General features: G+C 42.5%; 23 protein-coding genes. 19 read left to right on the forward strand and 4 right to left on the reverse strand.

What is annotated here, in order from left to right:
• The first annotated feature begins 143 nt into the window (after window positions 1–143).
• The 4 genes from J8Z28_RS01735 (at window position 144) to J8Z28_RS01750 (ending at window position 4,517) form a co-directional block, all read left to right on the forward strand.
• A complete protein-coding gene (locus J8Z28_RS01735) occupies window positions 144–557 on the forward strand; it encodes an OsmC family protein (protein ID WP_055020887.1) in 414 nt (137 codons plus the stop codon).
• Between the two features lie 88 nt (window positions 558–645).
• Complete coding sequence (speD, locus tag J8Z28_RS01740) at window positions 646–1,458, forward strand: adenosylmethionine decarboxylase (protein ID WP_054552422.1); 813 nt, start codon at window positions 646–648, stop codon at window positions 1,456–1,458.
• Window positions 1,459–1,576: 118 nt separating this feature from the next.
• Entirely contained in the window at window positions 1,577–3,055 is a 1,479-nt protein-coding gene (locus J8Z28_RS01745) for an NAD(P)H-hydrate dehydratase (RefSeq protein WP_250659783.1), read from the forward strand.
• A gap of 577 nt (window positions 3,056–3,632) precedes the next feature.
• Window positions 3,633–4,517: a thrombospondin type 3 repeat-containing protein gene (locus J8Z28_RS01750; RefSeq protein ID WP_062566648.1), complete on the forward strand. Its 885-nt coding sequence runs from the start codon at window positions 3,633–3,635 to the stop codon at window positions 4,515–4,517.
• Window positions 4,518–4,675: 158 nt separating this feature from the next.
• Here the strand turns inward: J8Z28_RS01750 and groL are convergent, their stop codons facing one another.
• The 3 genes from groL to J8Z28_RS01765 all read right to left on the reverse strand — a co-directional run bounded on the left by groL (window position 4,676) and on the right by J8Z28_RS01765 (window position 7,281).
• Window positions 4,676–6,322, reverse strand: a complete 1,647-nt coding sequence (gene groL / locus J8Z28_RS01755; protein WP_062566647.1) for a chaperonin GroEL — start codon at window positions 6,320–6,322, stop codon at window positions 4,676–4,678.
• Window positions 6,323–6,373: 51 nt separating this feature from the next.
• Window positions 6,374–6,661 (reverse strand): co-chaperone GroES, encoded by a 288-nt coding sequence (locus J8Z28_RS01760; RefSeq protein WP_036973362.1) that lies wholly within the window; start codon window positions 6,659–6,661, stop codon window positions 6,374–6,376.
• A 143-nt stretch (window positions 6,662–6,804) separates the two neighbouring features.
• Window positions 6,805–7,281 (reverse strand): FxsA family protein, encoded by a 477-nt coding sequence (locus tag J8Z28_RS01765; RefSeq protein ID WP_054552425.1) that lies wholly within the window; start codon window positions 7,279–7,281, stop codon window positions 6,805–6,807.
• A gap of 162 nt (window positions 7,282–7,443) precedes the next feature.
• Here J8Z28_RS01765 and cutA point away from each other — a divergent pair, with 162 nt between their 5' ends.
• The 15 genes from cutA (at window position 7,444) to J8Z28_RS01840 (ending at window position 23,098) form a co-directional block, all read left to right on the forward strand.
• Window positions 7,444–7,764: a divalent-cation tolerance protein CutA gene (cutA, locus tag J8Z28_RS01770; protein ID WP_054552426.1), complete on the forward strand. Its 321-nt coding sequence runs from the start codon at window positions 7,444–7,446 to the stop codon at window positions 7,762–7,764.
• Entirely contained in the window at window positions 7,764–9,590 is a 1,827-nt protein-coding gene (locus J8Z28_RS01775; RefSeq protein ID WP_062566646.1) for a protein-disulfide reductase DsbD, read from the forward strand. The genes cutA and J8Z28_RS01775 overlap by 1 nt, the downstream gene beginning before the upstream one ends.
• Before the next feature lie 348 nt (window positions 9,591–9,938).
• Window positions 9,939–10,391: a type II 3-dehydroquinate dehydratase gene (gene aroQ, locus J8Z28_RS01780; protein ID WP_062566645.1), complete on the forward strand. Its 453-nt coding sequence runs from the start codon at window positions 9,939–9,941 to the stop codon at window positions 10,389–10,391.
• 30 nt (window positions 10,392–10,421) lie between these two features.
• The gene (gene accB, locus J8Z28_RS01785; RefSeq protein ID WP_054552429.1) at window positions 10,422–10,886 is read left to right on the forward strand and encodes an acetyl-CoA carboxylase biotin carboxyl carrier protein; all 465 of its coding nucleotides are present in this window, start codon (window positions 10,422–10,424) and stop codon (window positions 10,884–10,886) included.
• Window positions 10,887–10,909: 23 nt separating this feature from the next.
• Window positions 10,910–12,250, forward strand: a complete 1,341-nt coding sequence (accC, locus tag J8Z28_RS01790) for an acetyl-CoA carboxylase biotin carboxylase subunit (protein ID WP_062566644.1) — start codon at window positions 10,910–10,912, stop codon at window positions 12,248–12,250.
• A gap of 142 nt (window positions 12,251–12,392) precedes the next feature.
• Window positions 12,393–12,866: a tRNA (adenosine(37)-N6)-threonylcarbamoyltransferase complex ATPase subunit type 1 TsaE gene (gene tsaE, locus J8Z28_RS01795; protein ID WP_062566643.1), complete on the forward strand. Its 474-nt coding sequence runs from the start codon at window positions 12,393–12,395 to the stop codon at window positions 12,864–12,866.
• Window positions 12,867–12,932: 66 nt separating this feature from the next.
• Window positions 12,933–14,240: an N-acetylmuramoyl-L-alanine amidase gene (locus J8Z28_RS01800; protein ID WP_244269414.1), complete on the forward strand. Its 1,308-nt coding sequence runs from the start codon at window positions 12,933–12,935 to the stop codon at window positions 14,238–14,240.
• A 23-nt stretch (window positions 14,241–14,263) separates the two neighbouring features.
• Window positions 14,264–16,108, forward strand: a complete 1,845-nt coding sequence (mutL, locus tag J8Z28_RS01805; RefSeq protein WP_062566641.1) for a DNA mismatch repair endonuclease MutL — start codon at window positions 14,264–14,266, stop codon at window positions 16,106–16,108.
• Window positions 16,109–16,123: 15 nt separating this feature from the next.
• Window positions 16,124–17,041 (forward strand): tRNA (adenosine(37)-N6)-dimethylallyltransferase MiaA, encoded by a 918-nt coding sequence (miaA, locus tag J8Z28_RS01810; protein WP_082710980.1) that lies wholly within the window; start codon window positions 16,124–16,126, stop codon window positions 17,039–17,041.
• 80 nt (window positions 17,042–17,121) lie between these two features.
• On the forward strand, window positions 17,122–17,385 hold the full coding sequence (gene hfq / locus J8Z28_RS01815) for an RNA chaperone Hfq (protein ID WP_054552435.1): 264 nt from the start codon (window positions 17,122–17,124) through the stop codon (window positions 17,383–17,385).
• Window positions 17,386–17,402: 17 nt separating this feature from the next.
• Complete coding sequence (gene hflX, locus J8Z28_RS01820) at window positions 17,403–18,692, forward strand: ribosome rescue GTPase HflX (protein WP_054563491.1); 1,290 nt, start codon at window positions 17,403–17,405, stop codon at window positions 18,690–18,692.
• Window positions 18,693–18,783: 91 nt separating this feature from the next.
• Entirely contained in the window at window positions 18,784–19,950 is a 1,167-nt protein-coding gene (hflK, locus tag J8Z28_RS01825) for an FtsH protease activity modulator HflK (protein WP_054563492.1), read from the forward strand.
• A gap of 5 nt (window positions 19,951–19,955) precedes the next feature.
• A complete protein-coding gene (gene hflC / locus J8Z28_RS01830) occupies window positions 19,956–20,834 on the forward strand; it encodes a protease modulator HflC (RefSeq protein WP_062566639.1) in 879 nt (292 codons plus the stop codon).
• A 225-nt stretch (window positions 20,835–21,059) separates the two neighbouring features.
• On the forward strand, window positions 21,060–22,373 hold the full coding sequence (locus J8Z28_RS01835; RefSeq protein WP_054552439.1) for an adenylosuccinate synthase: 1,314 nt from the start codon (window positions 21,060–21,062) through the stop codon (window positions 22,371–22,373).
• A 116-nt stretch (window positions 22,374–22,489) separates the two neighbouring features.
• Window positions 22,490–23,098 (forward strand): tetratricopeptide repeat protein, encoded by a 609-nt coding sequence (locus J8Z28_RS01840; protein ID WP_054563494.1) that lies wholly within the window; start codon window positions 22,490–22,492, stop codon window positions 23,096–23,098.
• Between the two features lie 50 nt (window positions 23,099–23,148).
• Here J8Z28_RS01840 and J8Z28_RS01845 read toward each other — a convergent pair whose 3' ends face one another.
• A complete protein-coding gene (locus J8Z28_RS01845) occupies window positions 23,149–25,008 on the reverse strand; it encodes a cation:proton antiporter (RefSeq protein WP_250659784.1) in 1,860 nt (619 codons plus the stop codon).
• Between the last annotated feature and the right edge of the window lie 612 nt (window positions 25,009–25,620).

Here is a 25,620-nt window from a genome sequence, read left to right on the forward strand (position 1 = left end):
TATAAAGCACAACACAATTTCTAGTCTTTAAGCGAGCAGCTCAAAGTTAGCAACTCGCTTTCCTTTAAAGCTCACCTCTTATCCCTTGCATCTGTGTGTGACTTGCTTACAATCAAGCAAAATAACTTTAAGAGATAAAGCACATGCAAGCGAATGTAAAATGGGTAGAAGGCGATACGTTTATTGGCCTTTCAAATTCAGGTCACAATGTAGTTTTTGATGCAGGTAGCGATAGCGCTGCGCCAAGCCCAATGGAAATGGTTTTAATGTCAGCGGGTTGTTGTTCATCAGTTGATGTTGTTAGTATTTTAAAAAAAGCAAAACAGTCATTTTCTGATGTGCAAGTTAAGCTATCTGCAGAGCGTGCTGAGTCAGCACCTCGCGTGTTTACCAAGATTAATCTACACTTTGTGGTTACCGGTGATAATGTCTCTGAAAAGCACCTTGCAAGAGCGGTACAATTATCTGCTGAAAAGTATTGTTCTGTAGCCTTAATGCTTGATAAGACAGTAGAAATTACGCATAGTCATGAAGTTGTGCAAGAACAGGTAAAATAACGCTTTTTCCGAGCAGGAAATTCGTATAAAATCCGCGAACTTTTATTTCTGCTGGTGCAGGTTTCACTCGTTTTAAGGTTGGTTTAGCATGAATAAACCCTTCGATAAAATTAAGCTTCATGGCTTTAATAACTTAACTAAGAGCTTAAGTTTTAGTATTTACGATATTTGTTACGCAAAGACGGAACAACAGCGTAAAGAATATATTGAATATATCGACGAACAGTACAGTGCTGATCGCCTTACCGATATTTTAGGTGAAGTTGTGGATATTATTGGCGCAAACATTCTAAATGTTTCTCGCCAAGATTATGATCCGCAAGGCGCCAGCGTAACAATCTTGATCTCTGAAGAGCCAATTGAGCAACAAACAACGTATGACGTTGATGAAGCGCCGGGTCCTCTTCCTGAAACAGTGGTAGCACACTTAGACAAGAGCCACATTTGTGTTCACACATACCCAGAAGCACACCCTGATGATGGTATTTGTACGTTCCGTGCTGATATCGAAGTATCAACGTGTGGCATTATTTCGCCATTAAAAGCGTTAAACTTCTTAATTCACAGCCTTGAGTCTGATGTTGTAACAATTGACTACCGCGTACGTGGTTTTACTCGTGACGTTGATGGTGTAAAACACTATATCGATCACGCGATTAACTCAATTCAGAACTATATGACTGAAGATACCAAAGAAGCGTACCAAATGATGGACGTGAACGTGTATCAAGAGAACTTGTTCCACACGAAGATGATGTTAAAAGAAACTGACTTGAATACTTACCTATTCGGTGTTTCTACAGCAGATCTTTCGGAAGAAGAAGAAGAAGTTATCTACTCTAAGCTGACCCGCGAGATGCAAGAAATCTTCTACGGTCGCAACTTACCAGACACTGAGTAAGTCACTATAGCTTTAAAGAAACGGCGCGTAATGTAAGTTACGCGCCGTTTTTTTATGCCTCATTGACTGCACTCATCTGTACTTATATGCTGATTAAAAGGCCAATTTAAGGATAGATATGTCAGTTGTTCTCTCGCAGTCAGTATTTTTAGCAGAGCAAGTTCGTGACCATGAAGGACCCGCAGCTAAGCGCTCTGGCGTTACCTTGTATGAGCTTATGGAGCGAGCAGGGCTGGCGACTTATCAGCAAGCTATCAGCTATTTTCCTAAAGCAAGTACATTCGTAGTGTTAGCGGGCGTTGGTAACAATGCCGGTGATGGTTATGTTGTTGCTCGCTTAGCTAAACAAGCGGGCAAACAGGTTACGGTTATTACAGCAATATCTGATAAACCTTTTAAAGGTGATGCGCTCAGTGCTCAGCAAGCTTGGCTTGACGCCGGAGGGGCAATAACCGCTGATGCCAGTGCTATTGAGCGTGCAGATATCATTATTGATGGCCTGCTTGGCACAGGAATTCAAAGCGCGGTGCGCGAGCCTTTTTCACAGCTGATTAAAGCTGCCAACGAAAGCCAAGTGCCGATAGTTGCTATTGATCTACCCTCAGGTATTCATGCCGACACAGGTGTCATACAAGGAGTCGCAATAAAAGCCGCGCTTACTGTGACTTTTGTGGGGATTAAACAAGGTTTAGTGACAGGGCAAGGTAGAGCGCATGCAGGGACATTAGAGTTTAATGATTTAGGTATTGAAGATGCCTTTTTAAAACAGACATCACCCACGGCTGAGCTTATCAATTATCAGAGCCAAGCTAGGCTTCCTAAGCGCGATAACAACAGCCATAAAGCCAGCCATGGTAAATTGCTGTGTGTTGGTGGTAATGCTGGCACTGCAGGCGCTATTCGTTTAACCGCAGAGGCTGCGCTTCGCAGCGGTGCGGGCATGGTCAAAGTGTATACCCATAGTAGCTCTATTCTACCTGTGAGTATTGGCCGGCCAGAGCTAATGGTGACAGATACAAACCTGATTAGCGCCCTAGAGTGGGCAACCTGTGTTGCTATTGGCCCAGGGCTTGGCCAAGACACTTGGTCGGAAACAACCTTTGAAGCAGTAATGCAGTATTGCTTTGCTAATAACAAGCCACTGGTTATTGATGCTGATGCACTTAATTTAATGGCTCAGCATGCTTCGTCATTTCCATTGGCTAATACCGTTATTACACCACACCCAGGTGAGGCAGCAAGGTTACTTAATTGTCGCGCTAGCGATATTGAAGAAAATCGCTTTCATGCAGTAAAGCAGCTCGCACGTAGCTATACCACTACTTGTGTACTCAAAGGTGCTGGCAGTTTAATTGCTGATAATAACCAAACATGGGTGTGTACCGACGGTAACCCTGCACTTGCGGTTGGCGGCAGTGGCGATGTATTAACAGGTATCATAGCGGCATTGATCGCACAGGGGCTTACTCCTCAGCAAGCAGCGTGTTTAGGTGTAACCTTACATGCAAAAGCCGGTGATATTGCCGCAGAACGTGAAGGTGAAAGAGGCATGTTAGCGAGTGACTTGTTTGCGATAGTGAGGGAGTTGGTTAACTGAGCCGTCAGCCGTCAGCCGTCAGCCGTCAGCCGTCAGCCGTCAGCCGTCAGCCGTCAGCCGTCAGTTTCTGATAGCTGACAGCTTAAAACTGATAGCTAGAACTGCCACATACTTAAAGGTGAAAAGCGTTGTGGATATGCCTATTCAACATGCCAATCGTTGAAAAAGAAGTATGGTGGGGCTTGTGAACTTAGCTATTAGTTTATTGTTCTGTTAAATGGTACAAACAATCTAGGCAAAGTAACTTGGACTCGCATGCTATCTTAAATTCTTACTCCTTGAACCCTGTCGGTTGTTAAGGTGCTGATTTTAATTGCCTTTTTCCTATCCTGTTTTTTGGTTTTAAATTTAAATCTTCGCGGTAACACCAGTAAATTTTTTGTAAATTATTATTGGTTGTAAATTGACTTTTTTGGGATTGTCTACAAGTATTAAGCCGCAGTTTCAGAAAAGCTCGTTTCGCCATGTCTCGGGAATGTTTTATACACCTTATAAAATTGCCTCATACTGCTTCACTAAACTTCTGGGTGATGTTTGGAATGCACATTCCAACCCTACCAAATTTAAGGATATAAATATGAATAAGCACTTACTTATTTCAGGAGTGGCCTCGTGTTTTGTGTCTGCAGTGGCATTTGCAGATGTGACAGCTATGACTGGAACTATTCACTTACAACCCACAAATGGCAGTATTAACGGTTCGACAATCTCAATATCCTCTGAGCAGGTTATGTCGGGTGGATCGTTTGGAACTTACACTACGCAGCAAATGTATGAAGATGGTTTTCGTACTGAAGATGGAAAATTTGCGATGCAAATGTTCAACTATGGCTCAGGCATAGGGGCATTTGATATTCGTCCAAGACCAACCAGTTATACAATCATTAATGATGGTAGTGCATTATATGATGTTCCTTGGGGAGGGTTAACTTGGTTAATTTATACAAATGATGCAACGTACGGCACTGTTTTGGCTGTATGGGATGATATGCCGGCATCATTAACTTATTCATGTGATGATTATTGCCTTGTTTCAACTATCAGTGACCCGATAGGTATCGTTGATGAAGATATGGATCAAGACGGTATACCTGATGCTGTCGATAATTGCCCTGAAGTTGCAAACCCTGATCAGCTAGACTTTGATCAGGATGGTCAAGGTGATGAGTGTGATGCCGATGTTGACGGCGATGGAGTAAATAATGATTTTGATTACTGCCCAGACACTCCTGCTCTAGAGGCGGTAACCTATGAAGGATGTTCAGTTGAACAACATATGGCTGCACAATGTGGTGAATCGTCAGAGTTTGCTAACCATGGTAAATACGTCAGTTGTGTTGCAAAAGCGGCTGAACAGCTTTTAGATCAAGCTTTAATTACCGAAGAGCAAAAAGACGCGATTGTCAGTGAAGCTGCTAAATCAGATAAAGGTAAACCTAAGCAAAGTAAATCAAAAAAGTAAGGAGCTTAGAATAGCTCTTATCAAATAATTTATAAATCAGACTAAGTTTCTATAATCGTAAAAAAGCCCCTAAAAACATGTGTTAATAGGGGCTTTCTTTTGAAGGGGAGGTACCTTCGGGTAATATCTTTAAATAAAGATTTTTACCGGGGGGATGATTACATCATGCCGCCCATACCACCCATGCCGCCCATGCCGCCCATATCTGGAGCAGCTGGCTCATCTTTCGGGATTTCAGCAACCATAGCTTCAGTTGTGATCATAAGACCCGCGATTGAAGCTGCGTACTGTAGTGCAGAACGCGTTACTTTAGTTGGGTCTAAGATACCCATTTCGATCATGTCGTTGTACTCGCCTGATGCTGCGTTGTAACCGTAGTTACCTTCACCGCCTTTTACTGAGTTAACAACAACAGATGCTTCGTCACCTGCGTTAGTTACGATTTGACGAAGTGGTGCTTCCATCGCACGTAGTGCAACTTTAATACCGTGGCTTTGGTCTTCGTTGTCGCCAGCAAGTTCAACAAGTTTGCTTGCTACGCGAACTAGTGCAACACCACCACCAGGTACAACACCTTCTTCAACCGCTGCGCGAGTTGCGTGTAGTGCATCTTCAACGCGGTCTTTCTTCTCTTTCATTTCGATTTCAGTTGCTGCGCCAACTTTGATTACTGCAACACCGCCAGCTAGTTTAGCCATACGCTCTTGTAGTTTCTCTTTATCGTAGTCAGACGTCGCTTCTTCGATTTGTGCTTTGATTTGTGCAACACGACCATTGATGCCGTCTTCTTCGCCTGCACCGTCGATGATTGTTGTATCATCTTTAGTGATCACAACGCGCTTCGCTGTACCTAGGTCTTCGATTGTCGCTTTTTCTAGCTCTAAACCGATTTCTTCAGAAATAACAGTACCACCTGTTAATACTGCGATGTCTTGCAGCATTGCTTTACGACGGTCGCCAAAACCAGGAGCTTTAACCGCAGATACTTTAACGATACCGCGCATGTTGTTCACAACAAGTGTTGCAAGTGCTTCACCTTCAAGGTCTTCAGCAATGATAAGTAGTGGCTTGCTAGCTTTAGCAACAGCTTCTAATGTAGGTAGTAGCTCACGGATGTTAGATACTTTTTTGTCTACAAGTAGAATGAATGGGTTGTCTAGCTCTACAGCGCCTTTTTCAGCGTTGTTGATGAAGTATGGAGAAAGGTAACCGCGGTCAAACTGCATACCTTCAACTACGTCTAGTTCGTTTTCTAACGACTGACCTTCTTCAACAGTGATAACGCCTGAATCACGGCCTACTTTTTCCATTGCTTCGGCAATGATGTCACCGATTTCTTTATCAGAGTTAGCAGAAATAGTACCTACTTGTGCAATTGCTTTAGTGTCTGCACATGGAACAGAAAGTGCTTTAAGCTCTTCAACTGCCGCAGTAACTGCTTTGTCGATACCGCGCTTAAGGTCCATTGGGTTCATACCCGCTGCAACTGCTTTTAAGCCTTCGTTTACGATAGCTTGCGCTAATACTGTTGCAGTTGTTGTACCGTCACCAGCAGCGTCATTCGCTTTAGACGCTACTTCTTTAACCATTTGTGCGCCCATGTTTTCGAACTTGTCTTCAAGCTCGATCTCTTTTGCTACAGATACACCATCTTTAGTGATCACTGGAGCGCCGAATGATTTGTCTAATACAACGTTACGGCCTTTAGGACCTAAAGTTACTCTTACTGCGTTTGCTAAAATATTTACGCCAGTTAGCATTTTGCCACGTGCGTCACCTGCAAAAAGTACTTCTTTTGCTGCCATGATTAAATTCCTCTTAAATTCTGTAAACGGGTTGCTAAACGAAAAGTAGGATTAGCCTACAATGCCTAGAATGTTATCTTCACGCATGATCAGGTACTCTTGACCTTCGATCTTTTCAGCTTTTTCAACATAAGAGCCGAACAGCACAGTGTCACCGGCTTTAACTTCTAATGCTCTTACTTCACCGTTGTCTAAAACACGGCCATTACCAACAGCGATAACTTCTCCGCGAGTTGATTTTTCAGCTGCAGAGCCAGTTAATACAATACCGCCAGCAGACTTAGTTTCTTCTTCTAGACGCTTAACGATGACGCGATCATGTAAAGGACGAATGTTCATTTATTTAGTTCTCCTAACAGTTTCTGAACAGTACAGAAAAAATCTTGTGTTATTGCAGGGGAGTGCTAAGCCACCCGTTGCGTTTCATTGCATTCATTAATGGGGGTGGCTTAAAAAAATTCAAGTACAAAAATTAAAAAATTTTAATCTTTTCGCTCAAATTCACCATCAATAGTTGTAGGTTGATGGTTTGGCTCTTCATGAGTGGTTGTTTTACTATGATATTGGAAGTGTGCAGAGCCTTGATTTGCCTGCGAACTCATACGTACAGTCGCTTGGCTGGCAAGGCCTGCAGCCAGTTTGTTGCGGATTGCTGGCGTAAGTAGTAAAAAGCCAAAAAAGTCAGTCATGATGCCTGGTGTCATTAATAAAACACCGGCGATAATGACACATAATCCAGTAAATAATTCTTTTGCAGGCATTTGCCCTTGTGCCATTTGTAATTGCACGTTTTGAATCGCGCCCATACCTTGCTGCTTCACTAATTTCGCACCGACAATCGCGGTCACAATTACAAGCGCTATGGTGGCAAAGCCGCCGATCACTTCACTCACTTGGATGAGTAACGCGATCTCCACAATCGGCACTAAAATAAATAACAAAAACAAAAATCTAAACATAACGCTCTCTAAAAAATGTCATTCTCTTTCGAGTCAGTGAAATATAAATTGGGGTGAGCAGGTCATTTTTCAAGACGGAACCTAGGATCACCTTGCTCGCTACACATTATAGTTACTATCGGATACTATGGTGCGACTCACGTAATCAAATAAAGGTTCCTTATGACTACGCATTTTCGACTTATTTTTACTACTTGTGCAAATGAGGCTGAAGCCCGTCAGTTGGCACAACATCTAGTTAAAGAAAAGCTAGCTGCTTGTGTGAACATTTTGCCTACTATTGAATCTATTTACATGTGGGAAGGCGAGGTGACTCAAGCTATTGAGAGTAAGTTACTGATCAAAACTAAGTCAGAAAAAATGAATGAGGTGATCCAAACTATCAAGAAATTGCATAGTTATGAGGTGCCTGAAATTCAGGTCGTTGATGTGGCTACAGGCAATTTAGCCTATTTTAATTGGATGGATGAGGTACTTAATTAATGCGATCGTTCCTTTTATTACTTTGTGCATTGTGGCTAATGCCAGCAACCGCGAGTAATAACAATTTACTTGGAAATCTACTACAACCTGCGGAGCAAACATTTCTCCCAGTTGATCAGGCTTTTGTTTTCGATTTTGACCAGCAAGGCAAAACCTTATTTATTGGCTGGGATATAGCGCCTGATTATTACCTTTATAAAAAGAAAGTCGAAATTATTGCCAAAGGCGCAGATATTGAAATTCCTGATCTTGGCAAGGGCGTGATTATTGAAGATGAATTTTTTGGTAAGACCGAGGTATTCTTTGATTCGTTAAGTGTGGTTTCTAAGCTTAGTAACGTCACAGAAGGTGCGGTTGTTAAAGTGCGTTTTCAAGGCTGTGCTGAGGCGGGGTTATGTTATCCGCCAGAAGTTAGAACCATTCCTTTATCTGTGATTGCAGGTGAGCAAGTATCACAGGCTGCAGATGCGGGGAATGCATTGGCTGCATTAACACAAGCAGCCGATACTAATGAAGCGTCATCAGCCCCTTCTCAAGAAGTTTCAAAACCAGCTGGTGAGCAGTCATATACCGATAAGCTGGCATCGCAAGGTTTACTGACTAACCTAGTAATCTTCTTTTTAGTTGGTGTTGGTCTTGCCTTTACGCCATGCGTATTCCCAATGTTTCCGATTTTGTCGAGCCTTATAGCGGGTCAGCAGAATTTATCGACTAAAAAAGCGTTCTCGCTGTCGTTTGTATATGTACAAGGTATGGCCGTTACTTACGCAGCACTGGGCTTAGTGGTTGCATCATTAGGTGGGCAAGTACAAGGGTATTTACAGCATCCTACTGTACTAATTAGCTTTAGTATCTTATTTGTATTATTGGCAATGTCGATGTTTGGCTGGTACGAAATCAAATTACCTAGCGGCATGATGAATAAGCTCACTCAGGTTAGTAACCAGCAAAAAGGCGGCAACTATGTTGGCGTATTTATGATGGGTGTATTGTCTGGTTTGATTGCCTCACCGTGTACAACAGCACCATTGTCAGCTGCTTTACTTTATGTGGCGCAAAGTGGTGACTATCTTGTCGGTGGTTTAACACTTTATGTGCTCAGTTTAGGCATGGGCTTACCGTTATTATTACTGGGGACTTCTGGCGGTAAATTACTACCAAAAGCCGGTGGTTGGATGGAGCAAGTGAAAACCCTATTTGGTTTCATTATGCTAGTTGTACCACTTATTCTGCTTGAGCGTATTGTTGATATTGAAATCATTTGGTTAATGGCGGGTTTATTAGCACTTGCTACAGCGCTTTATTTACACCATTGGCAAAGTGGTCAATCACAAGGCAAGCTAAAAACAGCATTGTGGTTTGCTGCAACCTTATTGGTTGTGACTGGGGCGAGTTTAACGAAAAATTATTTTTGGCCTAGTAAAGCGGTGGTTGCTGAAGCTGCTGTACAAACACATGGTTTTAGACAAGTTGCTAATCTAAGTGAATTAAAAGAAGAAATTGCACAGGCAAGTAGCGAGGGGCGCTTAGTGATGGTCGACTTATATGCCGACTGGTGCGTTGCGTGTAAAGAGTTTGAGCACTACACGTTTCCTGACGCTAAAGTGCAAGAGCAATTTGCTCACTTTGAGTTAATTCAAATCGATTTAACACAAAGCGATGCAAAAACCATAGAGCTAATGGAAGAATACACGGTATTTGGGTTGCCGAGCATTTTGTTCTTTGATAGCCAAGGTAATGAGCTTTTAGAGCAACGTGTAACAGGCTTTTTAAATGCCAAAGACTTTGCAGAACATTTAGCAAAAGTTCGAAATATCGCTAAATAAACGCAAACGTGCAAGAAAATAGCAAAACGCCACTCATCTGAGTGGCGTTTTTGTATCTGCATCGTAAAAAATACTTATTTTAAGTGAAAAATGGCAAATTCACTGATTGAAGCTCAATTAATCAGCAGGAAAACGCTTAGAATGACCCTGTTGTGTGCCTTGCTATGCTTGACTTTGCCACGAATAGGGAGTGATTAGACCAGTATTTTGCTGCTATTTACGTCGAAATATCTATAATAGGTGGTTAACGTGAGAAATAGTTGCTATTTTACATCAGCACGCTTAGGTTAAGCGTGGGTTTATGATGAATATGGTTAAACTGCTTACTTATAGGATATATCGCGTATTATGGCTGCAAAATTCAAACTTTTAGTTCTAAATGGGCCAAATTTAAACATGCTTGGCAAGCGTGAACCAGAAAAGTACGGTACTCAATCTCTTGATGAGATTATAGCTGAACTTAGTCAGGTTGCTGCCGGTCTCAATGTTGATTTAACGCATTTCCAAAGTAACAGTGAAGCTGCATTAATAGAACGCATTCACGATGCATGGCAAACGGTTGATGCAATTATTATCAACCCTGCTGCATTTACGCATACAAGCGTAGCCTTACGGGATGCATTACTTAGTGTAAACATTCCCTTTTACGAGGTGCATTTAACTAATGTGCATGCTCGAGAAGCATTCCGTCATCATTCGTATTTTTCGGATGTGGCACAAGGCGTCATTATTGGATTAGGAGCAATGGGTTATAAGGTGGCACTTGAAGCTGCTGTTAGCCGGTTGCAAAACACACATTAATTTTTAAATAACTAACAGGCGGGTCGTTCAATGGATATTCGCAAGATCAAAAAACTTATCGAATTAGTAGAAGAATCTGGTATTGCTGAATTAGAAATCACTGAAGGTGAAGAGTCAGTACGCATCAATCGTAACAATATGTCTGCAGCACCTGCAATGCAGTATGCACCACAACAGTTTGCAGCACCTGCGCCAGCAGCGGCACCAGCTCCAGTAGCAGAGGCTCCAGCAGCAGAAGCGGCTGCTCCAGCTGCACCGACTGGCCATCAAGTTAAATCTCCTATGGTTGGCTCATTCTACTCAGCGGCTTCTCCAGAAGCAGCACCATACGTAGAAGTAGGTTCTAAAGTAAATGTTGGCGATACGTTATGTATCGTTGAAGCAATGAAGATGATGAACCAAATCGAATCTGATAAAGCAGGCACAGTAAAAGCTATCTTAGTTGAAAATGGCGAGCCAGTAGAATTCGATCAACCTTTATTCATCATTGAATAATAGCGCAACAAAAGGCCAACTCTATGTTAGATAAAGTAGTCATTGCAAACCGAGGTGAAATTGCACTTCGCGTACTGCGCGCCTGCAAAGAGCTTGGGATCAAAACTGTTGCTGTGCATTCAACGGCAGACCGTGATCTTAAGCACGTGTTACTGGCAGACGAAACAATTTGTATTGGTAAACCAGCAGCCACTGAAAGTTACTTAGATATTCCGCGCATTATTGCAGCGGCAGAAGTAACAGACGCAGTTGCTATCCACCCAGGTTATGGTTTCCTTTCTGAAAATGCAGACTTTGCTGATCAAGTTGAGCAAAGCGGCTTTGTATTTATCGGTCCTAAAGGCGACACAATTCGTTTAATGGGTGACAAAGTTTCTGCAATCGAAGCGATGCGTAAAGCCGGTGTACCTTGTGTACCAGGTTCTGATGGCCCATTAACGGCAGACAGCGAGCGCAACATTCAAATCGCTAAGCGTATTGGTTACCCTGTAATCATTAAAGCAGCAGGCGGCGGCGGTGGTCGTGGTATGCGTGTTGTTCGCAGCGAAAAAGAGCTGGTTGATTCAATCGCTCTTACTCAGCAAGAAGCTAAGCAGTTCTTCGGTAATGGTATGGTTTACATGGAAAAATTCCTTGAAAACCCACGTCACATCGAAGTTCAAGTACTTGCAGACGGTCAAGGCAACGCAGTTCACTTAGGTGAGCGTGATTGTTCAATGCAACGTCGTCACCAAAAAGTTGTTGAAGAAGCGCCAGCGCCAGGTATCACAGCTGAAATGCGTAAGTTTATCGGTGACCGTTGTACTCGTGCATGTATCGAAATTGGTTATCGCGGTGCAGGTACGTTCGAATTCTTATACGAAAACGGCGAGTTCTATTTCATTGAAATGAATACCCGTATTCAGGTTGAGCACCCAGTAACAGAAATGGTTACTGGCGTTGACTTAATCAAAGAGCAGCTAAAAATTGCAGCTGGTCAGCCACTATCATTCACACAAGAAGATGTGGTTATTCGTGGTCATGCAATTGAGTGCCGTATTAATGCGGAAGACCCTGACACCTTTATTCCATCACCAGGTAAAATCACGCGATTCCACCCTGCTGGCGGTTTAGGTATTCGTTGGGACAGCCACATCTACGCAGATTACACAGTACCACCTCATTACGATTCAATGATTGGTAAGCTGATCTGTTACGGTGAAAACCGTGATGTAGCTATTGCTCGTTCACGCAATGCGTTAAACGAATTAGTAATTGATGGCATCAAGACCAACACACCACTGCACAAGAAAATCTTGGCAGATGAGAACTTCCAAAACGGTGGTACAAACATCCACTACCTTGAGAAGAAACTAGGTCTGTAAACAAAATTCTGTTTAAGCTAAAAAGCCGGCAACTTTGCCGGCTTTTTTTTGTCAAACTAGGCATAAGAGCGGCTCTCGCCTTACAAAATTATTCTGGTATGATTAACAAAGTAATGTGTTTTTAGTTTTTCATGAGGTAATAATGACCGACAGTGTTGGTTTTCCACTCGCTGATGAAGCAGCAACGGTTAATATGGGTAAGCAACTTGCAACCTTGATGGAGCAAGGGGCAGTCATCTATTTACATGGTGATTTAGGTGCCGGTAAAACGACATTAACCCGTGGTATCGTGCAAGGTTTCGGTCATCAAGGTAAGGTTAAGAGTCCAACTTATACACTGGTTGAGCCTTACCAATTAGCTAAAGCTGATGTCTATCACTTTGATTTATATCGCTTAGGTGACCCTGAAGAACTTGAATATATGGGAATTCGTGACTATTTTTCACCACAGGCTATTTGTGTTGTGGAATGGCCTGAAAAAGGCGGCGAATTTATTCCAACACCGGATCTTGATATCACCCTACGCTATGAAGGCGAGGCGCGTGCCATTGCAATTAACAGCTTAACCGAACGTGGTCAGTCAATTGTTCAGCAACTTAAGAGCGCGCAAGAATAAACATATAAAAATAAAGGTGTATTAGTAAAAATGGGTCGTTGTACGTTTAAACTATTAACTACTTTGATGTTATTGGTTGTGAGCCAAATTGCGCTTGCACAAAATACTATTAATAGCGTACGTGTGTGGCCTTCACCTGACAGCACTCGTGTGGTCTTTGATTTAAACGATAAACCTGATTTCAGCTATTTCATGCTGAAAAATCCAGCTCGTTTAGTCATTGATTTAAAAGACACCGACAAACTAGATAGCTTGCCTGCTATTCCTAAAAAGCATCAGATTGTTTCAAAACTGCGTTACTCAAAACCTAAAGACAGCAAAAGTGTGCGCTTTGTTTTTGAGCTAGCCCGTGCCAGCAAACCAGTGGTATTTGCTTTACTGCCTACCGATCCATACAAGCATCGTTTAGTGGTTGACCTTGTTGATAAAACACCGAAGGCAGAGCCTGTTGCTGTAACCAATACCAGTGTGAAAAAACGCGAACTCAATCAAGAGCGCGATATTGTTATTGCCATTGACGCAGGTCATGGTGGTGAAGACCCAGGTTCAATTGGTCCGTCAGGCACTTATGAAAAAGACATTACGCTTCAAATAGCGAAGCGCTTAGAGCGAATGATTGATGCTGAAAAAGGCATGATTTCGCGCATGGTGCGCCGCAGTGACTACTTTGTAAATTTAAACACCCGTACTAGCATTGCCCGTAAGAAAAAAGCTGACTTCTTTGTGTCGATCCATGCGGATGCATTTACCAGCCCGCAGCCAAACGGTGCTTCTGTGTGGGTGTTATCACTGCGCCGTGCAAATTCAGAAATCGGTAAATGGATTGAGGATAAAGAAAAACACTCGGAGCTTTTAGGTGGTGCAGCTGGGGTATTAAAAGATACCGCAAGCGAAAAATATTTAGCGCAAGCACTGCTAGATATGTCGATGGATCACTCTATGAAAACAGGCTTTAGTGTCGCGGAAGAAGTGGTCAGCGAATTACGAAAAGTGGCTAAAATGCATAAGAAACGCCCACAAGCGGCGAGCCTTGCAGTATTAAAGTCACCTGATATTCCCTCTATTTTGGTTGAAACAGGGTTTATCTCGAATCCACGCGAAGAGCGAATGCTAAAAACGGCGCAGCATCAGGAGCGCTTAGCTAAAGCAATTTTCACCTCGATTAAAAATTACTATATGCAAAACCCGCCAGATGACTCGCTTTTCGCTAAGTTAAAGTCGCAGTTTCCGACTAAACACAAAGTTCGCCCTGGTGAGTCGTTAAGTATTTTAGCAAGCAGATATAACACCTCTGTGAGTAAGCTAAAAACGGCCAACAACTTAAAATCAAATACCTTATTTATTGGTCAAGAGCTTGATATTCCTCAAAGCTAGTCAATTTTCGTGTTAGGAACACTATGAGTATAGAAATACTACCCGCGCGATTGGCTAACCAAATTGCTGCGGGTGAAGTGGTTGAACGCCCAGCATCCGTTGTTAAAGAGCTGGTAGAAAACAGTTTAGATGCTGGCGCAACGCGCATTCAAATAGATATTGAGCGTGGCGGTCATAAGCTTATTCGCATTCGCGATAATGGCTCTGGCATTAATAAAGATGAGCTAACATTAGCCTTGTCGCGCCATGCTACGAGTAAGCTTAAGTCACTCGATGACCTAGAGAACATCTGTTCACTTGGCTTTCGTGGTGAAGCGTTAGCATCAATTAGTTCAGTGTCGCGGTTAACCTTAAGCTCAAAGCCAAAGCAGCAAGAGGCTGCATGGCAAGCGTTTGCTGAAGGTCGCGATATGGCGGTGCAGATTAAGCCAACCGCACACCCTGATGGCACCACCATTGAGGTGAAAGACTTATTCTTTAACACCCCTGCGCGCCGTAAATTCCTTCGCACCGAGAAAACCGAGTTTTCACATATTGATGAGCTCATAAAGCGTATTGCGCTGAGTCGTTTTGATGTCTCTATCACCCTGACTCATAATGGCAAAGTTGTGCGTCAATACCGTGCTAAACCAAACCCTGAGCAAGCAATAGCGCGTGTCGCTCAAGTTGCTGGTAAAGCGTTTAGTGAGCAGGGGCTGCATATTCAATCAGGTGAGGCCGGTTTGATGCTGCGAGGTTGGGTATTACCCGTGGGCTCAACGAATAGCACGCAATATACCTATGTGAATAATCGCATGATGCGCGATAAACTTATTTTGCATGCAATCCGTCAAGCCTTTGAAGAAGTTGCAGGTTCAGAAGAGCTACCCGGTTTTGTCATTTATATTGATATTGACCCACGTCAGGTCGATGTAAACGTGCACCCAGCAAAACATGAAGTGCGTTTTCATCAAGGCCGTTTAGTGCATGACTTTATCCTGCAGGCAATAAAACAAGTGGTGGTGCCGCTTCAGCACGAAGCTGGTTTTACAGAGCATAATGACACTGCTTTTCAGCATGCTCCGTTTGATGAGGCGCACTCAAGCAGCACACAGCCAAGTTTTACTCAATCAGCGCCAACAGAGCAGTATGATTACCCTAAATCTGAATTACAGCCGACACGTTCAGCGAGTTATTCTGGGGCAACAGGAGCAGGGCGCTCTGGCGGTAGTTTTAGTAGTGACAGCCAAGGTCGCAGTAAAACATCGCACCAAGATGTCAATGCATTTTATCAAGGGATCAGCGAGCAACATGCTGCGCATTTTGACCAAGTACGCCCTGAACCAAGTGTTACAGCACCGGTTGTAGAGCAAGCAAAACTTGCCAAGCTTATTCATGTACGAGAAGGCGAGTGCGTATTTAGTGAAGACAACCAACTCTTTGCTGCGCACTTTAAGCATGCATTAGCACTCGACTGGCAAGCGCACGTAGAGCAAGCAGGTAGCCTTGATGGCAAAGCCTTGTTGTTACCTGTGCGAGTAAATGCAAGTGCTGATGATATTAGTGCGTTAAATGCTCAGCAGTCGTGGTTTACCTTACTTGGTTTTGATTTAGTCATTGAAAAACAGTTTGTGATGGTGAAAAAGCTTCCGCCTTGTGTCTATTTACTTGATGTAAGTGATGCTATTGAGCGACTTATTGCTGGCTGTAAAGCCTCACCAAGTTCACTCGATGAATGGTTAGCTTGGTTAGCTCAGCAAATCCCAGCACGCTATTACGCAAGCCAAGCCTTTTTGGAGCAAGTGGCTCGGTTAGAAAATAATCCACAAACTATGCAACGTTTACGTCAAAAAGCAGTTAAAATAGAACTATCTCAGTTTTTAAACTAAGCAAGGTATTTAGGCTTGAATAACTTACCCGTCATTTTTTTAATGGGACCAACCGCTGCAGGGAAAACAGATTTAGCAATTTCGCTGTGTGAGCATTTAAACACAGAAATAATCAGTGTTGATTCAGCATTAGTCTATAAAGATATGGACATCGGCACCGCAAAGCCAAATGCCGAAGAGCTTGCTCGTGCGCCACATCACTTAATTGATATTATCGACCCAGCAGATAGTTATTCAGTGGCAGATTTTCGCCGTGATGCAATTGAAAAGATTGATCTATTTCATCAGCAAGGTAAAGTACCTGTATTGGTTGGCGGTACAATGATGTATTTTAAGTCGCTTATTGATGGCTTATCACCGCTACCAGAGGCATCACCAGAAGTACGTGCTGAACTCGAAAAGGAAGCAAAGCAGTTTGGCTGGCCACATTTGCATAAAGAACTTGTGAAAATCGATCCTGATGCAGCAAAAAAAATGAGCGAAAATGATTCGCAAAGAATTAATCGTGCATTAGAAGTGTATCGTATAACAGGTAAAACAATGACTGAGCTGCAAAAACAAAAGCAGCCTGAGCTTCCTTATACTTTCCATCAATTTGCCATTGCACCTGATGATCGCAGTGAATTACATCAGCGAATTGAGAAAAGGTTTAAAATAATGCTCGATCAGGGGTTTGAAAATGAAGTTTCATCCCTATATAAACGTAAGGATTTACACCCAGACCTGCCTTCGATTCGTTGTGTGGGTTATAGACAAATGTGGGATTACATTGCTGGCGAAATTGACTATGATGAAATGGTCTTTCGTGGTATTGCAGCCACACGGCAGTTAGCCAAGCGACAACTCACTTGGTTAAGAGGTTGGCCTGAAGTAACTTGGTTGACCACGGGTGATGAAGAAAACTTGCAACGTGTAGTAAGTTCGCTAAGCTAGTAGTAGCTGGAAGTTTTTTAGCTTTGTTAAATTAGTTCAGCTACTTAATTATAATAACACCTAGAACGAAGGAAAATAACATGGCAAAAGGCCAGTCGTTACAAGACCCATTTTTAAATGCGTTACGTCGTGAGCGCATTCCAGTATCAATCTTTTTGGTTAATGGCATTAAATTGCAGGGTAAAATCCAGTCATTTGACCAATTTGTTATTTTACTTGAAAACACCGTAAATCAAATGGTGTATAAACACGCTATTTCAACTGTTGTTCCAGCGCGTTCTGTTAACTTCCAAGGCGTTCAAGGAAGTGATGATTCAGAAGAGCAAGAATCTGGAAATTTTTAAACTTAGGAGCGTAATGCTTGTTTGACCGTTATGAAGCCGGCGAACAGGCAGTTTTAGTTCATATCGACTTACCTAAAGAGGGGGATCGCGAAGATCTTCACGAATTAGAGTTGTTGGTATCTTCTGCTGGTGTTAGTAGTTTGGCGATTGTGCAAGGCAGTCGTCAAGCACCACATCCGAAACTTTTCGTCGGGACCGGAAAAGCAGAAGAAATCGCTGAAACTGTCAAAATCCACAATGCAGATGTCATCATTTTCAACCATCAACTTAGCCCGTCACAGGAACGTAATTTAGAAAGCGTTTGCCAGTGCCGCGTTCTTGATCGTACGAGTTTGATCTTAGATATTTTTGCGCAGCGAGCGCGTACTCACGAAGGTAAGCTTCAGGTTGAGTTAGCTCAGTTACGCCACATTTCTACTCGCTTGATCCGTGGTTGGACCCACCTTGAAAGACAAAAAGGCGGGATAGGTTTACGTGGCCCAGGTGAAACCCAGCTCGAAACCGATAGACGATTACTGCGCGCAAGAATTAAAAACATTCGTGCCCGTTTAGATAAAGTGGCTGTTCAACGTGAGCAGGGACGACGTGCGCGTACGCGAAATGAAATCCCAACTGTGTCACTGGTAGGTTACACCAATGCGGGTAAATCAACGTTATTTAACCGTATTACAGACTCAGATGTGTATGCTGCTGATCAGTTATTCGCAACCCTAGATCCAACCTTACGTAAGTTGGATATCGGCGATATAGGTCCAATTATTTTAGCTGATACGGTAGGTTTTATTCGTCACTTACCACACGACCTTGTTGCAGCATTTAAAGCAACCTTAACAGAAACCCGTGAAGCTGATTTACAGCTACATGTTATCGATGTGGCAGACCCTCGTCGAAAAGAAAATATTGAGCAAGTACAGTCTGTTTTAAAAGAAATCGAAGCAGATGAAGTGCCGCAATTATTGGTTTATAACAAAATTGATGCGCTAGATGACGTTGCGCCACGTATAGATAGAAACGACGAAGGTCAGCCAGTACGAGTCTGGTTGTCGGCGCGCACAGGCGTTGGTTGTGAACTGCTAAGTGAGGCAATTAATGAGTTACTTGCCAAAAAGATGTTTGCTGATGAGCTAAAATTACCACCACAACATGGTCGTATTCGCGCAGCATTATTCAACTTAAATGCAGTTCATCAAGAGTGTTTTGATGAGCAAGGAAACTGGTTATTATCGGTACGCTTGCCAATGGCAGAATGGAATCGCTTGAAAAAAGAGATGGGACAAGACCTAGACTCTTTCGTAGTGACTGATTAAAAATCACCAGCATTTGTCTTTTTTAGTATGAGAAATGCTGTAGATTTGATAGATTTAACCTAATTCATTTAGATAACAATGGAGTATAGCTATGGCCTGGAATGAACCGGGTAATAATGGCAATGATAAAGATCCGTGGAATAATAAAGGCGGAAAAGATCAAGGCCCACCTGATTTAGACGAGGTAATGCGTAAGTTCGGCAACAAGTTTGGCGGTTTATTTGGTGGTAATAAGCCAGGTAAAAACGGCGGTGGACTTGGTGGCGCAGGCATTTCTTTCATCCTTATTATTGCCATCATTGTATGGGCATTAAGTGGTATTTACACGGTAAAAGAAGCTGAGCGCGGTATTGTTTTACAATTTGGGCAATACGATCGCATTGCTGAACCTGGCTTACGTTGGAAAATGACCTTCATTGAACGCGTGATCCCTGTTGATATCGAAGCGGTACGCTCGTTATCTGCTAAAGGTTTTATGCTTACCGAAGACGAAAACGTGGTAAATGTAGAGTTTGAAGTACAGTACCGTGTTATCGACCCACATCTTTACAAGTTCAGTGTTACTGATGCCGACCACAGCTTACAACAAGCACTTGATAGTGCATTACGTTATGTAATTGGCCACGTAAAAATGGACCAAGTACTAACGACAGGCCGTGAGTTAGTGCGTCAACAAACGTGGGATGAACTTAACAAAATCATCGAGCCATACAATCTAGGTATTATTGTAAGCGATGTGAACTTTAAAGATTCACGTCCGCCGGGTGAAGTAAAAGACGCGTTTGATGACGCTATTGCTGCACAAGAAGATGAAGAGCGTTTCATCCGTGAAGCAGAAGCCTATGCTCGTGAAATTGAACCTCGTGCCCGTGGTCAAGTTACTCGTATGACGCAAGAAGCAGAAGCGTACCGTGAACGTATTACATTAGAAGCACAAGGTGAGGTAGCGCGTTTTGAGAAGCTATTACCTGAGTACCAAGCTGCTAAAGAGGTAACTCGTAAGCGTCTTTACATCGATGCGATGGAAGAAGTGCTAGGTAACAGCTCTAAAGTGTTAGTTGATGTTGAAGGTGGTAATAACATGATGTATTTACCGCTTGATAAAATCATGGAAAAGCAAGGTACAGCAACACGTGTTGCATTACCAAGCTCAAGTGATATTAAAGACCTTCGCAATAAAATAAACACGTCGCGTAACAGCACGGTAAATTCAAGCAATGACCGTTTCGCAACTGACCGTTTTAATGAGGGGAGATAAGCAAGATGAAAAATTTTAGTTTAGTAATACTTGCCCTTGCAGTTGTGCTGTCTTTCTCAGCGATTTTTGTTGTGCAAGAAGGCGAGAAGGCAATCGTACTGTTATTCAGCAAAGTTGAAAAAGACAGTGATGATAAGGCTGTAGTGTATGGTCCAGGCTTACACTTAAAAGTGCCTTTCTTTAGCCAAGTACGTCGTTTAGATGCACGTATTCAAACGCTAGATGGTGCACCTGACCGTTTCGTAACAAGTGAGAAAAAAGACTTAATCGTTGATTCTTATGTTAAGTGGCGAATTAATGACTTTAGTGCATTCTACCTGCGTGCCCGTGGTGATAAGCAATACGCTGAAACACTACTTAAGCAAAAGGTGAACAACGGTCTACGTACTAATTTCGGTTCTCGTACTATCAGAGAGATCGTTTCTGGTGAGCGTAGTGAGTTGATGGAAGAAGCATTAGTTCAAGCCTCTGAAAGTGCACAAGAGCTAGGTATTGAAGTGCTTGATGTACGCGTTAAGCAAATTAACTTACCACAAGAAGTGAGTAGTTCAATCTTCCAACGTATGCGTGCTGAGCGTACTGCGGTTGCAAAAGAGCACCGTTCTGAAGGTCAAGAGAAAGCTGAAACAATTCGTGCAGAAGTCGACCGCCGTGTAACAGTAATGCTTGCAGACGCTGAGCGTAATGCGCGTACTGTTCGTGGTCAAGGTGATGCCGATGCAGCCGCTATCTATGCTAACGCTTATAACAAAGACGCTGAGTTCTTCGGTTTTGTGCGTAGCCTAGAAGCTTACAAAAACACCTTTAAAAATAAGCAAGACGTGATGGTGATTTCACCTGATAGCGACTTCTTTAATTATATGAAAGGTACAAAAGCACAGTAATTAATATTTGTGTGATAAAAAGCCCTGCTTTATGTAGGGCTTTTTTGTTTTTGCGTGTGATTAATTTTTATCCTTAACTATTTTATAAACCCCTGTTCTGCATGTAGTTGTTTAAGTAATTAAGAAGGTAAAAATTCATGCGCAGAAAAAATAAGCTAAACGGGGTGATCTTTCACCTCGTTTTCTGATAAAATCTCGTCCTAATTTTTTCTAAGTGAATTTGCAATGGGTAAAAACGTTGTTGTACTAGGCACCCAATGGGGTGACGAAGGTAAGGGTAAGGTAGTTGACCTCCTTACAGACAAAGCATCTTTAGTAGTTCGTTATCAAGGTGGTCATAACGCAGGCCATACTCTGGTAATCAACGGTGAAAAGACGGTTTTACACCTTATTCCATCGGGTGTATTACGTGACAATGTTAAGTGTGTGATCGGTAACGGTGTTGTTTTATCACCAGAAGCATTAATGAAAGAAATCGGCATGCTAGAAGAGCGTGGCGTACCAGTACGTGAGCGCTTATTAATCAGCGAAGCATGTCCATTAATTTTACCTTTCCACATTGCATTAGATTTAGCCCGTGAAAAAGCACGTGGCGATAAGCCAATTGGTACTACAGGTCGTGGTATCGGTCCAGCTTATGAAGATAAAGTAGCACGTCGTGGTTTACGTGTAGGTGACTTATTCAACCCTGAACAGTTTGCTAGCAAGCTTAAAGAAGTATTGGAATACCATAACTTCACATTAGAGCATTACTACAAAGCTGAACCAGTTGACTTCCAAAAGACATTTGACGATGCAATGGCTATCGCAGATATCTTAAAAGCAATGGTTGTTGATGTTACTGAGCTTCTTGATCAAACGCGTTTAGCGGGCGACAACATCTTATTTGAAGGTGCGCAAGGTACATTACTTGATATCGACCACGGTACTTACCCGTACGTAACATCATCAAACACAACAGCTGGTGGTGTAGCAACAGGTGCTGGTTTTGGTCCATTACACCTTGATTACGTGCTAGGTATTATTAAAGCTTACACTACACGTGTAGGTTCTGGTCCATTCCCTACAGAGCTTTACGACGGTCTTGATAAACAAGATCCAGTTGGTAAGCACTTAGGTGACAAAGGTCATGAGTTCGGTGCAACGACAGGTCGTTTACGCCGTACAGGTTGGTTAGATGCAGTGGCAATGCGCCGCGCAGTGCAAATCAACAGCATCTCAGGTTTCTGTTTAACTAAACTAGACGTTTTAGACGGTTTAGAAACATTAAAAATCTGTACTGGTTACCAGTTAGAAGATGGCACAGTAACGAACGTTACACCATTAGCAGCTGAAGGTTACGAGAAAGTAACACCAGTATACGAAGAGATGCCAGGCTGGTCAGAAAACACAGTAGGTGCTACGTCAGTTGATCAATTACCGCAAGCGGCACTTGATTACATCAAACGTATTGAAGAAATCACTGGCGTTCCAGTTGATATCATCTCTACTGGCCCAGACCGTGTAGAAACTATGGTATTACGCAGCCCGTTTGCATAATCGTCATAGTGACTGAAAAAAGAAGCTGCCTCGGCAGCTTTTTTTGTGCCCGAAATTCACTCTGGAATGATAATTGTATATTATTTGCTAAGACTGACTTTATTTAAGTGATTTTGATGCGTGTTTTATTGCCTTTAACATTACTCTTCTCAAGCCTAAGCATGGCTGAAGAGCCTATAACAGCTGTGCCTCTGTACACAGAGAGCGAGTTAATTGGCTTGATCAATAAAAATGCACACCTAGCACGTGTAAAGGCAGATGATTGCCAGTTAGTGCAAGATATCGAAGCGCGAGCCAATAAAATGGCACTGCCATCGTATCAGTTCTTGTATGGCGATATGCTAGCTTATGCTGTGTGTGTAGACCGTAATGTAGAGTTAGGGGTCTATTACATGCGTCAGGCTGCTCAACAAGGGCTAGGCGCGGCATTAGAGCAACTTGGTCGCTACTACGATGTAGGCCAGTTAGTGCAGCAAGATAAAGCGATGGCGGTAACCTATTTACGAGAAGCATCAGCCCAAGGCAACTTAAAGGCACAAATGCGACTGGTTAACCTGTTTAATCAAGGTTATGGCAGCCCGCGCGATTATGAAGATGCCTACCGTTGGTTATTTCATTCAATGGTTGCCGATAAAGCAACTCACAAGAAAGTCGAAAATTTACTCGCTAAGCTTGCCGAAAAAATGCCAGACAGCGTCGTTGCACGCGCCCGTTTACCTATGTAAGCAAATAAAAATACATGCAAATAAAAAGGCCAGCTAATGCTGGCCTTTTTTTATTTCTCTTCTTTAGTTTCTTTTGGTTTGCCGTTGTTCGGGTCTTTTAGTACCGACAACTTAGGTGGCTGTAGTGCCACAATACGCTCACCTACTTGCGGTGTTTTTTCCATATTTGTAGTGAACGGGCGAATTTTAATAGGTGAATCGTCATCATCAGTTTTCTCACCATTTAAAATAAACAGCGGGATAGCTTCGCTATTAACGTCTTTGTATTGCTCCCAACTAAACTCTTCAGAAATACGTGTTGCACTTACCTTGCCGCCTTTGGCAATTAAGCTACTTAAGCGCGCATAAGCGCCATTGTCGCCAAACAGAATTTGTCGCGATAAGAAGGTCGCACTGTCTTTATTTGCTTTAGCGTGGTTTGTTGAAGAACGCAGTGAAAACACATCTTTTTCGTCAAGTAAATGCGAGAAATACTGCACGCCTAATGCGTTGTGGTGACGGTTAGGCGAAAGCGCGAGTACGCTACGAATCGTCGTTAACGGTAAATAACGCTCAGCATGCTCTGACTGCGGATTACCATAGTAACAAGGTAAGCCATCCATGCGTGCCATTTTGCAGTTCTCCCATGCAGGATCAGATAAGTGCACCGGAATGTTTTGATCTTTTAAGCCGCAAGCAATGGCACGGGCCACATGGTTTGCACCAATAATCAAAATGGTATTTGGCGCTGGCTGACGTACTTTTAATAACTTTGCTAATGGCGTTGCCGTTAAGCTTTGCAGTACCACAGTCACGATGATCACCGTGAAGATAAGTGGCACAATTTTCTCAGCATCGGCAATGCCAGCTTCCACCATACTTAACGCGAATACAGAGCCTACCGCCGCTGCAACAATACCCCTTGGCGCAATCCAAGCCAGAACTAAGCGAGACTTAAGTGGTAAATCGGTTTTAAAAGTCGATATTGCGATACACGCAGGACGGGCTACGAATAACACGATGGCTAAGAAAATAAACACATCGCTATGTAACATCATTAAATCTGATAGCTGTAGGCGGGCTGCAAGTAAGATGAATAACGATGAAATCAAGATCATTGAAAGGTCTTCTTTAAACTCAAGTACAGAGTCAATTTCAAGTTCGTCTTGGTTGGCAAGCCAAATACCAAACACGGTAACAGCGAGTAGGCCAGATTCATGGCTTAGGTGGTTTGAAACCGTAAAACTGATGAGTACTAAGGCAAGAATACCAAACTTGTGTAACTCAAACGGCAGCCATTCCCTACGAATAAGCAGCGTTGTAAGCCAGCCTGCAACCACACCAATGGTTAAACCTACACCGAGAGTTTTAAATAACGCGATAATGGTATGACTTAGTACCTCGCCTTGGCCTACCAGCATGACAGCTTCAAAAACCAATACAGCAAATAAGGCTCCAATAGGGTCTATTACTATGCCTTCCCAGCGTAAAATGCGGTCTATGTCTTGGTTTGGTCTCATAGAGTTTAATAACGGTGCAATAACCGTAGGGCCTGTTACAACAAGTACCGCACCAAGTACAGCGGCAACACGCCAATTAAGTTCAAGAATCCAATAGGCACTTAGACTTATCACCAAGCATGTTGTGATCATTCCGATTGAGCAAAGGTTACGAACTACCTTGCCAATCCCTTTAAGTTCTCGAAAGTGCAGAGTGAGTGAACCTTCGAATAAAATCACGGCCACACTTAAAGAAACCACTGGGAATAATAAATCTCCCAACAATGCATCTGGTTCTAATACGCCACTAAAAGGCCCGAGAATTAAACCTGTTAGTAGTAAAAATAAAATAGCCGGTACACGAAACGCCCAAGCTATCCATTGTGCCAATACTGAGCACAAGGCGATCCCTGCTATAAAAATTGCTGACATAGAATGAATTATCCTTTAGTTACTACAATTTAAAATGCCAACGCCTTAGATAATCGCGTCATTAGTTGCTGACATTATTAAAATAATGCTTGCCTATTAAAGCCTACTCACCGTCATGGATACAAGCAAACTCGTTGCTTCAAATACGATTTTAGTCGTTATTAATACTTTTTGGGTGTGTTTATGAAATTAAACCCTGCTAGGCTCGTTAAAAATTATTACACAATAAAAATGCGCGCCTAAGGTACTGTTAATAAATGTATATTTTCTATGTTTATGGTAAGTATAAAAGTTATGACTACTTTTTGCACTTGATCTTTGCCCCTGATTTCCCGTATTATAGTTCGTGTTCAAACAATTTGATATCTAAATAGTTATTAGCTTTAAAGGCACTCTTTATAGCTTAGCTTTCTGAAAAGATACTTGTTTGCGACATTATTAGTGTTTTATACACTTTGTTTTCTAATTAAATAGAAATGAGCTCTAAGTTGTTCAGTACATATTTATTACGTGTTGAATAGAATATAAGTTCATTATCTGGTCAATGTTTAGCTCCCATCGTGGTAGCTAAATCTCGGTCATACAATCTACACCCTATCTGTTGGTGTACCA

Origin of the sequence: Pseudoalteromonas sp. SCSIO 43088, assembly GCF_023650795.1 — a bacterium.
GTDB classification, from domain to species: Bacteria; Pseudomonadota; Gammaproteobacteria; order Enterobacterales; family Alteromonadaceae; genus Pseudoalteromonas; species Pseudoalteromonas shioyasakiensis.